Origin of the sequence: Nostoc sp. DedQUE09, assembly GCF_034530915.1 — a bacterium.
Taxonomy (GTDB): domain Bacteria; phylum Cyanobacteriota; class Cyanobacteriia; order Cyanobacteriales; family Nostocaceae; genus Nostoc.
On record NZ_JAVRCE010000054.1, the window covers coordinates 15,736 to 28,763 of the forward strand.

The following is a 13,028-nucleotide window of genomic DNA, read 5'->3' on the forward strand; positions in this document are numbered from 1 at the left end:
GGATTCAGACCCCTTCTTCCGGTAATATAAGTACTTATCAAGAAGTTTTAATAAAAAAAATATGTCTTCAATTCCTCTAACATTGAATTTAATTGAAGGTTCAGTCTCCTTCAGTTTTTCACCCGAAGCAGCACGAGAATTAAAGACAGCGACAGATCAACTGATGGAACGCCTAAAAGCGATCGCCGCTAAACCCACTCCTGGCGGTGGTAGAGTCGCTCCCCAGCCTCCTTTGGAATATCGTTATACAGGTGAAGTATTTTTAGAAGTTTTTTGTAATCCTAATATCTGGCCAACACCCTTCGCAGCCAAAGTTTTGCTGACTGTCCGCAACGCCAACATCCGCTTGACTACTGAGGCTGAACTTACTCGCATCATTGAAGACATTAATCAATATTTAGAGCAAGTAGGATAATAGTTCATCCAATTTTTCTGTGCTTTTCGAGATTTTTTCAGAAAAAATACTATAAAAATTTTGGATTTTGTGAAAGTTGAGCCAGTTGCTGGCGGAGTTTCCCTTTGTTGTTGCAACTGGTGTCGGTTAGCCCGACTTAGCAAACTTTTCTAGACGGATTTTGACTTTGAACAGCAAGCAGGTTATCACTTATTTGAGGGAAGCGATGCCATAAATTGGGAGTCAAGAGTGAAGTTCCTACACTTCTATCAGATCGATGTAGGAACTTCGCAGAATCTACATACTAAACTCAAGCCGTGACACCAGATGTACAGAACAAATGGTTTTTACGCCTTCTTTAACTTGAAAAGTTGTATAAATTCAGACTCAAATGCTTCTGTATTAATCAAAAACGCAAGATTCTGTATAGGGCAATGCTCATCAAAAACCAGAGTTTATTCCCCTGATTGAGCGATGAATCGCTAATGATGACATACACACATCAAAAACAAATCCCCAATCACAAACCCGAAATAAAACATTGATTAGTCGTTATCCCACTGTTCGCGACCAATTAGGTCGCCAATGCGATCGCGTAACAAAAAGTCACATTTTTCTAATTCACATTCAACGCAAACCCACTCTCTCGCTGGAATGTATTGGCAGAGGCTATATATTGGCTGTTGTCGGCTAACCATTCCCTTTTGCACCAGTCGGCGTGCTTCGTCTTGAATCACATCTAGAGAGTAGTAATTGATAGAAGGCACCGTATTCACACTCATGTTTTTTACTCACAAATTAACACTTACGATAGTGTTCCCGTTAATAATTAGGAACAAACATTACAGAAATTAGACTTGTGGCTAGGATTTTGTAGTTTGCTATACGGAACTATTTTTATTTTGACGCTACATCTCCTAAAATTATTTCAAGAAATGTTAAGAAAGTCAACGAATCCTGACATTTGGCAAAAATCCGCTTTACAAAAAAAATTCCGAGTAGTTAACTTAACCTGCTTATGTAACTATATGACTTTGATGCCACAAGTCTGAAAGTCTTACCATTACTGTATTTAGGCAAGATTTGGGGGTGGGAAGAGTTTATATCGAGATCGCTTACATATCAAATAATCACCTTAAAACCTGGATTTATAACTGCGGGTATTTATCTAAGGTAAACAACACAATAATATTTGTCAGTTTATAAGGTATAAACTGTTGCAAAACATCACGGCTAAAGTATACTACGAAGGCTTTAACCATAGTATCTGTTAACAATTTCTTAAGTAAGCCTAGAATTTCTTAGTTAATTTCAGCACTAACGCCATCCAGTTTTGTTTGGAAAAACATCTGTAAAAGGGTCGAGTAATACTCTAATTTGTAATCAGGACACACATAAACAGGAGTCAGAATTTCAGAATTAGTGAATATTCCACCCATTAAGGAATGGAGTTTTAGCAAGGAAGAATGTTTAAACCTTGTTTCGCCTACAAGAAGAGAAGTGTCTTGCTGAATTGGGTTATGTTTACATTAAAACAGACGCGATCTAGTCACGTCTGTAAACTGTTTGGCGGATTTGCTGAGATTAATTGTTCTGAAGTTACATTGTTGTTTTAGTTACTTATTCGGAGAATTCCTCATCGTTTTGATCGGTGCTGTCTTCTACTGCTACCAGATTTTCTGGCGGGCGATCGTGGTTAAGTTGGTTTAGTAGTGCTAATACCTTATTACCGCGTTCTATAGAGCGATCTTCGAGGAATATTACCTCTGGTGTACGACGTAGCCGTACTCGCGCCCCCAGTTCGCTGCGGACGTAACCCGTGGCCGACTTTAAACCGGCCATTGTTTCTACCTTAGCTTCATCCGTACCATAGATGCTGACGTAGATTTTGGCGTGTTGGAGATCGCCGGAAACATCAACATCAGTTACACTGACCATTCCGGTACCCACACGGTCATCCTTAATTCCGTTAAGCAGCATTTGGCTAACTTCCCGTTTGATCAGTTCAGCAACGCGGGAAACCCGACGATTTGTAGCCATAAAAATTTCGCCTCATTACAGAGGTTGTACAACAAAAATAGATGCAGAATAGACAGTACTTAGGGGGAGCAACGCCAAAAGCAACCGTCTGTGGGGCACAGCCCCGATATAACACTAGTCTAGATTGGACTCAAACCCAGCATTGCCCGTAGGGTGAAAGTCAGGAAAACTAGGCTGCTCACAAGTAAACCCAAAATAGCGATCGAGGTGACAGGGCGTTTCAACAATGGTATTAATGACCCAAAGGTGTTCAGAAACAAGCCTAAGACGATCGTAATTAAGTACCGGGGGTAGCGAAAGACGTTATCCCAAAATCCGTCAAACATCTGAATGTAAAGTGCCTTGTTATATACTTACGTTTGTTTTGATATGCTTTATCTACTCAATTGTAATATATGCGGCTGGAAAATTAGCCAGTTAATATAAAATTCGGCTTGTCGGTTATATTGGCTTTATTTAGTCATAATTATTGTCAGTTAAATTGTAAGTAAATGGTAATTCAAGTCTCGAAGGAAACTAGCCCACGTCCATTTTTGAAGTGGGCGGGGGGTAAAAGTCGGTTAATACAGCAATATATTCCTTATTTTCCCAAGAGTTATAAAAATTACTATGAGCCATTTTTAGGTGGTGGTGCTGTTTTTTTCTATCTCCAACCAAGCGCAGCCATTCTAACTGATATTAATGGCGAATTAATTAATACTTATTGTTGTGTTAAAGATCGGGTTGAGGAATTAATCTCTCTATTAAAAGAGCATAAAATTCGACATGATAAAGATTATTACTATAGTGTCAGAAACAAATCTACTGGTACTGATATAGAAAAAGCCGCTCGTCTAATTTATCTTAATAAAACTTGTTTTAATGGTCTTTATCGAGTCAACTCACAGGGAAAATTCAATGTGCCATTAGGCAGATATGACAATCCCAATATTTGTGCTGAAGTTTTACTAAAAGCAGCCTCCGAAGCACTTTCTCATGCAGAAATTAAACAAGCCGATTTTACAGAAGTCCTAAATTATGCGACTAGCAGCGATGACTTTGTATTTTTTGATCCGCCCTACCATCCTATCAGTAACACTAGTTATTTCACTGCTTATAGTCAAAATTGTTTTAGTCAAAAAGACCAAGAACTTTTAAGAGATACTTGTGCAGAGTTAGCAAGTCGTGGTGTCAAAGTTATGGTATGCAATTCTGATAGTGAATTTATTCAAAAAATTTATACTGATATCAATTTTGAAACCTATAAAATTAAAGCAGCGCGTTCAATTAATTCGAAAATAAAAAATAGAGGCGTTATTAACGAACTACTAATTACATCTTTTAAAGATTTTTATTTGCCCAAGCAATAAATCTATCTAAGCTATAAACTGCTAATAAATTATGGTTATCATTAACTCTTGCTTTCAGCCATTTGCTTGCCCCTTCTCGCATACCTTCACCGCCTAAAACTACGATAGTTGGTGCCGGGTAATAGTGCTGAATATTCATGTTCAAGTAAGGAAATTTTTCATCAACTGAACCGGGGCTTTCTTGCCATTTGCACTCAAAAATTAAACCAGATGGCATTACAGATGAGCCAACAACATAAAAATCAACCTTCAGATAGGTATGATAAATTCCAGTTCCAATATAAACTTCTTTGCCATAACGTTTTGGCAATAAAGTCGCATTTAGTATAAATTCTTTTTGGACATAGTTCCCTACTTGGAAATAATTATGCCCATGCAAGATTGCTTCTACATTTGCTTCTAAAATATTCCCAGACTTATTTGCCCGTCCGCCTTGAGTCAGAGCCATCTTCAATCCCTCTGCCAAAAGTCCTGCTTATTATAGGATTTCACAGAAGTAGTAAAAAAGGTTCAGTTGCTTAATATGAATTTTTGATTTTGGTTAAACGTAGTTGGATTAATAGGTAAAAAATCCGAATTTATTGGTATTTTTGTACTAAACAAATACAAATGTATTAATAATTTTGATTGGTAACGAGTTATTAATTCAGGTAATAGTTAAAATAATGGATTTATCTTTAGTCTCAAAGGCCAACTATTGCAAGCGACTACACCATTTTTCTGGGTCTTGGGAACAATAGAAAACATCGTAGATAATAATCTCCTGTTCATTAACTCTTACAAAACGACGTAGGGAAAATGCCTAATTGTAGCGCGGCGATAGGTTTCATGAACAATCTGGTATGTGTTGGGGTGAAGCTAAATTAAATTTAGGCAGGTATCAATACAGCGTAGGAACTCAGCGCCTACCCCAAATTCGTGCCCCTTTTACCAGTCAGAAGCCTCAATAATGTCTAGTTCTGCGGCTATAAGGATAGTTGACTTGTCTAGCCATGACGTTGAGATATTCTAGCTTTTACGTCTTCAACAACCTCTCTAATAACTGAAATTTAGCTTGGATAAATTTTAGTTATTTTGCCTTGACTTCAACCTGTCTGGGCTTCAGTATGACCGTTGCGGATAGACCATGCGATTTCTAAAAGTTGAGTCCAGCGCTTTTGTAACTGTTTGGGGGTGCATTTGATGGTTTTGGCGATCGCAACGTCGTTTTCCCGTGCAGTTTTTAACTCTAATATTTGCTGTTGCTGTTCTGTGAGTTGATTTACAAAGATTTCCCACTGCTGAGAAGATAAACCCAACTTTTGCTCTAAACCCGCGCCTAACCATTGATGTACTAATTGCCAATGGTGTTGCTTGGCAAACTTTTCTACGTGGTATTTAAAGCGCTGTTGGAGATAATCGCGCTGACGGCTGGTTAAACCGAGAATTTGGTCAATTTCTGGGGCTGAGAGGTCTTGAAGTTTCAAGCTGAGGTAGTTCATACAATCAGATTGACCTTGAGATTCCAGGTATTTCATCAATTCAGCGATGACGCGATCGCGTTCTGATTCTTCAGATGGATCGAAATTAGTTTGGGCGATCATTTGCGATCGCAGCTGCTGCACCGCCGAGTTACGCTGGTAAGATTCTGCTTCTTCACCCTTAGCAGACTCTACCGCCATTTCAATATCCACGGTAGTTTCTTGGGGCTGACGACGAGCAAAACCTTGGGCGCGCAAGATAATCAATTGCTGATTTGCACCGCCAGGTAAATTGATCCGGCGTTTGGCATACTGTTCTGTAAAAGCCATGTATTCAGCTAATTGCAGCTGAGTACGTGGCGTGTGATTCTCTGGTAGTTCGTTTTCTCTACGGAAAGCTTTAATCGCTTCGATATAAAATGCTTGTAAAAAATCTTCAATCAGGCTGTAACGAGCATCAAAGCCCAACTCAGAGCCGGACATAGTTACATGGCGGTAAACCATAGCACCCAAGTTGCTATGTAATTCCACCCGCCCTTGCTTGGAACCTAGTTGGTAGTAACGTAAGCACTTTTGCATCCGATGCCTTCCCAAAGTCATCTGCCAGGACTTAATTTCCCCAGATGTTTGAATACGGGAGCTTTTATCGCAAATGCGTTCTACTTCTACGGCTATGCGCTTTGCTAAAGCTTCTACACACTTGGGTGTTGCTTTCACTTGCGCTTGCATTTCTTCAGACAGCAATTGAATCAAGCGATCGCTGCTGCTATTTGAAAATTCTTCAGTTGAAACGTGGTTCTCAAAAATTGGTGTAGAGTTTGGTAGATTGACGACGTTAGCTTTCATGACTTTTCCAGTAGTATTGCACCGTAATTACAACGCAGACACAGCAATCAAGACCGTCCAAGGCTTGTGAATCTTAAGGCATTCATCCATCAAGACTTGTCGTATATAATGCTCACATCTAAAGCTCATATATCAAAACTATAGGAAATACGAAAGAGTTACAGTTATGGCAATGTGTCGGTTTTCTTCACAAGCCACCATCTCAACGCTGGCACACGAGTACCCGCCATTTTCTGAAAGTTGTCAAATACCTTACTATGCCAAGTTTTGCCCCCATCCTCTTATATCCACTGCCTCACGGAACAGCCCATCCTAGACATCGCTTTTAAATATGACAATTTTAAAACTGGAGTTATTTTTATCACAATTTCCGAAACCGAGAGGTGCGCCTGTGAAGTGGAATTTTTATACCCATGCTGCTGCTGCTTCCCAACCTAAACCCCTCCGTATAATTGCTGCTTCGTCTCCGGTCATATCCAAGATGGTGGATACTTCAAATGTAGGTTCCTCGCCAGTGTCTACAATTATGTCTACTAACTTGTCCAAACGATCGAATAGGTCTACCCGCGACTGAATCGTTTCAGGATCTATCCGAATCATGCCATTATCTGCTTCATCTGGTGGCAGATGTGCTGAAGTTGAAATAATCGGATTGCCCAAGGCTGCCAGCAACTCCAAACACACAGTATGGTTTGGTACTCTAATTCCAGTAGTTTTCCGCTTGGGGCTTTGCACCAATCGCGGTACTAACTTCGTAGCTGGGAGCAAAAACGTGTATGGCCCTGGAATCAGGCGTTTCATAATCCGATAGGCTGTGTCACTTACGAAGGCATAAGTTGCCACATTTGAAAGCGAGGGACATAAAAATGTCAATGGTTTATCGTTTGCTAGCTGTTTAATTTGCCGCACTCGTTCTACCGCCGACTTAGCATTCAAATCACAACCGATCGCATAGACTGTATCAGTAGGGTAAAGCATGACTGCGCCACTAGAGAGCGCCGACTTTATTTCCTCTATTCGGCGAATTTGAGGATTATCCGGATGAACTGGGAAAATTTTTGCCATAGGACGGGGAGAGGGAGTAGGGGGAGCAGGGGAGCAGGGGAGCAGGGGAGCAGGGGAGCAGGGAAGCAGGGGAGCAGGGGAAGAAGAACTATTAATTATTGATCAATTCCCAATTCCCAATGCCCAATGCTCCATGACTAATGACTAATGACTAATGACTAATGACAAATTTATTATGAATAAAATCGCTTATCTTCAATGTCCGACAGGAATTTCTGGTGATATGTGCCTGGGTGCTTTGGTAAGTTTGGGTGTTCCTGTGGAGTATTTAATTGAAAAACTTAATGGATTGGGTATTGAACAGGAATATCAGTTAAGGGCAGAACTTGTCCAACGGAATGGTCAACAGGCGACTAAAGTCCATGTGGATTTAGTACACGATCGCCATCACCACCATCACCACGACCACGAACACAGTCACCATCACACACGCCACTTGCCAGAAATAGAGCAGATGATTCTCAAAGCTCAGTTGCCATCAAGGGCAGAAGCTTGGAGTTTGGCGGTATTTCGGCAGCTAGCGGTGGCAGAAGGGGCGGTGCATGGCATTTCACCTGAAAAAGTTCATTTTCATGAGGTTGGTGCTATAGATGCGATCGTAGATATTGTGGGTACTTGCCTGGGGTTGGATTGGTTGGGGATTGAAACCAATAACGAAGGATTGCCCCTACTTTACTGCTCGGCGTTTCCGACTGGTGGCGGCACTGTTCGGGCTGCACATGGTCAGATGGCAGTACCAGTACCAGCGGTATTAAAGCTGTGGGAAATGCGGGGTTGTCCAGTTTATAGTAATGGCATTGACAGAGAATTAGTAACACCAACAGGAGCCGCGATCGCCACTACTTTGGCAAGAGATTTTGGTTCACCACCTGCGATCGCTATCAAGCAGATAGGATTGGGAGCAGGAACCATCAATTTACCCATTCCCAATATTTTACGCCTCTGGTTGGGTGAAAGCACAAGTTTGCAGTCAAATTTCAGTGATTCTGAAGATACTAGCTCAAATTTGGAAACTATCTCGGTATTAGAAACCCAAATTGATGATTTAAGTCCACAAGCTATTGGCTATGCGTTTGAGGCGTTGTTTGCTGCTGGTGCGCTGGATGTTTTTACCCAAGCGATCGGTATGAAAAAGTCCCGTCCGGGAATTTTGCTAACTGTGATTTGTCATCCAGAAAATTTACTCAGTTGTGAAGCTGTCATCTTCCGCGAAACTACAACTTTAGGTATTCGGCGGACAACTCAGCAACGCGCCATTTTACAACGGGAAATTCAAGAAGTGGAAACCGAATATGGCAAAGTGCATATCAAAGTAGCATGGAAAGGACAATCACCAGAAAAAGTTATTGCAAATGTGCAGCCAGAATATGAAGATTGTGCAGACTTAGCCCGAAAACATAATATTCCCTGGCGCGAAATTCAGCGTTTGGCGTTACAGCGTTGGTATTTGGTAAATCCCTGATCCAAATTCCTCATTCCTCGTTTCCTCGTTCCCAATTGGAGATTAGGAACGAGGAAATTGACTAAGTTAGAGCTTTCATCAAATATTGTGTCAATGTAAACGCATCTACACCTAATTCGGTACGCTCTTGGGCGGCTATTATACCTGCTTGGGAATGCCACCATGCAGCAGTTGCCACAATATCTTCTACGGGAATCTGTTTAGTTGCTGCTTGCGCTAACAATCCACCCAGTAGCCCAGTTAACACGTCGCCGCTACCGCCACGGGCTAAGGCGGGTGTGCTTTCAGGAACAATCCAAACAGCACCTTGAGGGTTGGCGATCGCAGTTCTTGCCCCTTTCAACAATACTATCGCCCCACTTTCGGCGGCAGCTTCCTGTACTGCTTTCACTTTGTCATGTTTGGCATCGGCGACATCAGGAAACAATCGTTCAAATTCGCCAGTGTGGGGTGTGAGTACGGTTACTGCTTGGCGTTTTTTTAATGTGGCGATCGCTCCCATTTGTGCCAAGATATTTAAACCATCGGCATCGAGAAGCAAAGGGCGATTGCTATCGATCGCTTCTTGGACAATGGGCGTAGCATCTCGTGTTAAACCGGGGCCACAAGCGATCGCATTAAAGGAACTCAGATCGGTGTTTTGTGGTAATTGTAGGTGGGCGATCGCTCCACTTTCCGTCTCTGGACAACCGACAATTAGTGCTTCTGGCAAGTGTGACACCAAAATAGATTTCAAGGATTCAGGTACGGCAATCGAAAGCATCCCGACACCACTAGCCCTAGCACCCAAACCAGTTAAAATTGCCCCACCGGCATAGCGCCGCGAACCGCAAATGAGCAGTAAATGTCCTTCCTTATATTTGTGAGTAACTGCTGGCCGGGGTAAAGGTAAAGTAGCAAGTGCCTTTGCTCGTGTAATAAGTTTAATTTTAGGTGCATCTTTGAGAACAGCTTCTACATCAGCTAAAGGAATATCGAAATCGATTAACTCAACTTTACCAAGATATTCCAACGCTCGATCTTGGAAGAAAGCAAGTTTCCATAAACCTAAGCAAAATGTGTGAGTAGCGCGAATGGCAGTTCCCAATACTTCGCCAGTGTCAGTGTGTAAACCTGAAGGTAAATCGATACTATAAATCGGTATAGATAATTCATTTAGCTGATTAATTGCAGAGGCAATGGGATCGGTCAGGTTTCTTTCTAAACCAAATCCAAACAAGCCATCAATCAACAAATCAGAATCTGGCAGTTGCTCAATTGTTTGATAAATTGGAATGCCCAAACTCTGGGCATATTGCAAGTGCTGCGAAGTTAATTCTTTAAGCTTAGAAAAAGGAGAATAAATCCAAACTTTATACTCACGAAAGTATAATTCACGAGCTACGACTAAAGCATCGCCACCATTATGACCGGGGCCGACAAGAATTCCCACACGAGATCCCCTTAACAAAGGGGTGTTTGCAGGAATCTCTGGAATGCGACGAGCAATTAATCCCGCTACCTTTTCCATCAAAGCAACTACAGGCATTCCCGCTGCAAAGATCCGCTTTTCAATATCGTGCATCTGCCCAGCAGTCACTACCACTTGCGAAATTTGTTCTTGCCTATCTTGCATCAGTCCTGAGTGGTGAGTTATGAGTTTCAGGGTAACTGAAAGTTTAGCAAAATTGACTCATATTCCACTCAAAAAAGTTACAAACCGATTTCCACATCTTCAAGGATGCCAAGTGCGTCGGGGATAAGGACAAAATCTGGATTAACCCCCATAGCTTTGTACAAAAACTACTCTCCATGAATAAAACTCAAGGTAATGTAGAACAGAGAAAACTAGGTGGGCAAAGCAAGTTTTCAAGATAATGAAGCCTAGTCCAATCCATAATGTTCTATCACCTTCTATAAGTCGCGATTAATATCATGTCCGTAGAATTAGTTATGATTTACACAGTCATTGCACCCTACCCCCAGCCCCTCCCCGCTTTTCGAGAGGGAAGACAAAGCATAGCTTTGGCGGGGTGGGGTTCTTCAGGTTTAATAAGTAATCTAGCGGACATGATATAACAACATGGTTGCGTTGCGTAAAAGATTCGCTGCAACCAGAGAACCGCTAAAGCCACCATCAATGATAGTGATCGCAAACACTATTCACCTGATCTGCTTTTCCTTTACCGTCAAATCGCTTTGTTCACTCCTGCGCCCAAATAATCACTAACTCATGTATTTGCTCAGGTGTTGGAACTTGCAGTAAATAGCACCAAATGCGGCTTTACCATTGGCATTCAAAATATTGAAACCACGCCCGATCGCATTCATCGGAGCAACAAGAATCTTTCCCCCGGTTTGCCCAAAAGTTTCAATATCTGTACGATTGAGCGCAACCTTATTAGGTGGTTTGACAAATTTCGCTAGCTCATCAAAGTCATCTTCTGTGTAAGTATCTGTATTGTCAGGGACTAGGTGATAAATAAAGTCCTGCATACTTCACCAGCAATTGCGAATTTCGTTTGCTGACCTACGAGCTTGAACGTAGGAGTTGACTAGTAAAAGAAGGCGATCACTTCTCTCGCTTGCTGTTATGGCATCAAAACAACGTGGGCATTACCAACGTGAAAACTAGCAAATCTGAAAACAGAAGGCGTATCGCGATCTGTCTCAAAGTGATGGCGAATTGAAGCAAGATCCTTAAAGATATGTCATTAATTCAAAATCTATCGCCTGAATTTAGACAACGCTGTGAAGCGATCGCTACTGAACAACGAAGCTTACTTCGAGTGCGATCGTTTGAGCCGTTAGCCGTAGACACTCTAGCAGCCAAGTTAGGGGCAACACTTTTTACGCCCGATCAGCTTCCAAATTTAGAGCCAGAGCAAGTAACACTGCTACTTGCTAGCAATGAATGGTCAGGAGCGATTATAAGCGATCGCACACACTCGATTACAACCCAGTGCTGGTAAAGTTATGGTGCAATTTCGCAGCAATGTGACTAATGCGTCTGTGAAATGCTTATAAAGTTTCAAGACAGATAATTATAGGAAAATCCCAAAAGGGCTGAAAAAGGTTTCTTCTCCTACTCCTCACTTGCTTTTTCAAGCTAGTAGTAAAAAAGTATTGCTGTTACTTTGGCTGAAAGCTAGATACCATTAGATTCGGCGTGTTTACTGTTAGGGAGTGCCAAAATGTCTAAACAGCTGGGTCAAAAAATTGCACCCACACCTATATCAAATGATATTAGTGTGGTGGATTTGATCGATCAATACTTCACCGCTTACAACTCAGCGCGGTTACGGGAAATTTGCCAACTACTGAGTCGCGATGTGCTAACGGAAGGTGTCACCGTGGGAGTTAGCCTTTCCGGTGCGATGACGCCAGCAGGTTTTGGGGTTTCAGCGCTTGCACCCTTAATTCGCAACGGCTTTATTGACTGGATGATTAGCACTGGTGCAAATCTTTATCACGATATGCACTACGGTTTGGGTTTTGAACTCTTTGCTGGTAATCCGTTTTTGGATGATGTGAAACTGCGCCAAGAAGGCACGATCCGGATTTATGACATTATTTTTGGTTATGATGTGCTGCTAGAAACTGATGCATTCATCCGCAAAATTCTCCAAGGAGAAGCGTTTCAAAAGCGGATGGGAACGGCTGAATTTCACCATTTATTAGGTAAATATGTCCGAGAAGTAGAAAAGCAATTGGGTGTGCAGCATTCCTGCTTGCTAGCTACAGCTTATGAATATGGAGTACCGATTTATACGTCTTCTCCAGGAGATAGCTCAATTGGGATGAACGTGGCGGCTTTAGCATTGGAAGGTTCGCAGTTGGTAATAGATCCATCAATTGACGTGAATGAGACAGCAGCGATCGCATATAATGCCCGTGAATCAGGAGGTAAAAGTGCGGCTGTAATTCTTGGTGGCGGTAGTCCTAAAAACTTTTTGCTACAAACCCAACCGCAACTTCATGAGGTTTTGGGGTTAGAAGAACGAGGACACGATTACTTTGTGCAATTTACCGATGCACGTCCAGATACAGGCGGTTTATCTGGGGCGACCCCATCGGAAGCTGTCAGTTGGGGTAAAATTGACCCGGATGAGTTACCTAACACAATCGTTTGTTATACCGATAGCACGATCGCTCTACCACTGGTGAGTGCGTATGTGTTAAACAAATGCCAGCCTCGTCCCCTGAAGCGTATATACGACAGGCGAGAAGCCATTTTAGAGAAACTGCAAAAAGACTATCTAGCAGCTAAAACCCAACCATCAGATCAGGTTCCAGCAGCAGTTGCTGAAAGTGCTTCACAGCAAACAGCAACTTATCCCTGTGGACGGCTGATTCCGAATACTCACTAAGGGGATAGGTAGGGAGCAGGGGAGCAGGGGAGAAGTTATAGTAAGTTTTTCTCCTCTGCCCCT

General features: G+C 42.1%; 13 protein-coding genes. 5 read left to right on the plus strand and 8 right to left on the minus strand.

The genetic code is table 11. The annotated features are described in order from the left end of the window. The first annotated feature begins 61 nt into the window (after positions 1-61). Positions 62-415: a hypothetical protein gene (locus RMY27_RS26405; RefSeq protein WP_322667832.1), complete on the plus strand. Its 354-nt coding sequence runs from the start codon at positions 62-64 to the stop codon at positions 413-415. A gap of 524 nt (positions 416-939) precedes the next feature. On the opposite strand, the gene RMY27_RS26410 is transcribed toward RMY27_RS26405, so the two are convergent. The 3 genes from RMY27_RS26410 to RMY27_RS26420 form a co-directional block, all read right to left on the minus strand. Then, positions 940-1,176: a DUF4327 family protein gene (locus RMY27_RS26410; RefSeq protein ID WP_094347157.1), complete on the minus strand. Its 237-nt coding sequence runs from the start codon at positions 1,174-1,176 to the stop codon at positions 940-942. Positions 1,177-2,014: 838 nt separating this feature from the next. Further along, positions 2,015-2,434 (minus strand): 30S ribosome-binding factor RbfA, encoded by a 420-nt coding sequence (gene rbfA, locus RMY27_RS26415; protein ID WP_322667833.1) that lies wholly within the window; start codon positions 2,432-2,434, stop codon positions 2,015-2,017. A 119-nt stretch (positions 2,435-2,553) separates the two neighbouring features. After that, the gene (locus RMY27_RS26420) at positions 2,554-2,760 is read right to left on the minus strand and encodes a DUF751 family protein (RefSeq protein WP_322667834.1); all 207 of its coding nucleotides are present in this window, start codon (positions 2,758-2,760) and stop codon (positions 2,554-2,556) included. 165 nt (positions 2,761-2,925) lie between these two features. Between RMY27_RS26420 and RMY27_RS26425 the strand changes: the two genes are divergently transcribed. Beyond that, the gene (locus RMY27_RS26425; RefSeq protein WP_322667835.1) at positions 2,926-3,783 is read left to right on the plus strand and encodes a DNA adenine methylase; all 858 of its coding nucleotides are present in this window, start codon (positions 2,926-2,928) and stop codon (positions 3,781-3,783) included. On the opposite strand, the gene RMY27_RS26430 is transcribed toward RMY27_RS26425, so the two are convergent. The 3 genes from RMY27_RS26430 to RMY27_RS26440 form a co-directional block, all read right to left on the minus strand. Then, a complete protein-coding gene (locus RMY27_RS26430; RefSeq protein ID WP_322667836.1) occupies positions 3,755-4,231 on the minus strand; it encodes a PD-(D/E)XK nuclease superfamily protein in 477 nt (158 codons plus the stop codon). The genes RMY27_RS26425 and RMY27_RS26430 overlap by 29 nt on opposite strands. 637 nt (positions 4,232-4,868) lie before the next feature. After that, positions 4,869-6,089: a HetZ-related protein gene (locus tag RMY27_RS26435; protein WP_322667837.1), complete on the minus strand. Its 1,221-nt coding sequence runs from the start codon at positions 6,087-6,089 to the stop codon at positions 4,869-4,871. Positions 6,090-6,494: 405 nt separating this feature from the next. Continuing rightward, positions 6,495-7,154: an L-threonylcarbamoyladenylate synthase gene (locus RMY27_RS26440; protein WP_322667838.1), complete on the minus strand. Its 660-nt coding sequence runs from the start codon at positions 7,152-7,154 to the stop codon at positions 6,495-6,497. Between the two features lie 175 nt (positions 7,155-7,329). On the opposite strand from RMY27_RS26440, the gene larC reads away from it, so the two are divergent. Then, positions 7,330-8,616: a nickel pincer cofactor biosynthesis protein LarC gene (gene larC / locus RMY27_RS26445; RefSeq protein ID WP_322667861.1), complete on the plus strand. Its 1,287-nt coding sequence runs from the start codon at positions 7,330-7,332 to the stop codon at positions 8,614-8,616. Positions 8,617-8,677: 61 nt separating this feature from the next. Here the strand turns inward: larC and RMY27_RS26450 are convergent, their stop codons facing one another. Continuing rightward, on the minus strand, positions 8,678-10,231 hold the full coding sequence (locus RMY27_RS26450) for an NAD(P)H-hydrate dehydratase (protein ID WP_322667839.1): 1,554 nt from the start codon (positions 10,229-10,231) through the stop codon (positions 8,678-8,680). A gap of 590 nt (positions 10,232-10,821) precedes the next feature. After that, positions 10,822-11,091: a hypothetical protein gene (locus RMY27_RS26455; RefSeq protein WP_322667840.1), complete on the minus strand. Its 270-nt coding sequence runs from the start codon at positions 11,089-11,091 to the stop codon at positions 10,822-10,824. A gap of 212 nt (positions 11,092-11,303) precedes the next feature. Between RMY27_RS26455 and RMY27_RS26460 the strand changes: the two genes are divergently transcribed. Together RMY27_RS26460 and RMY27_RS26465 are read left to right on the plus strand one after the other, a co-directional pair. Then, complete coding sequence (locus RMY27_RS26460; protein WP_322667841.1) at positions 11,304-11,567, plus strand: hypothetical protein; 264 nt, start codon at positions 11,304-11,306, stop codon at positions 11,565-11,567. A gap of 222 nt (positions 11,568-11,789) precedes the next feature. Next, positions 11,790-12,965, plus strand: coding sequence for a homospermidine biosynthesis protein (locus RMY27_RS26465; RefSeq protein ID WP_322667842.1), 1,176 nt, complete (start codon positions 11,790-11,792; stop codon positions 12,963-12,965). The last annotated feature ends 63 nt before the right edge of the window (positions 12,966-13,028 follow it).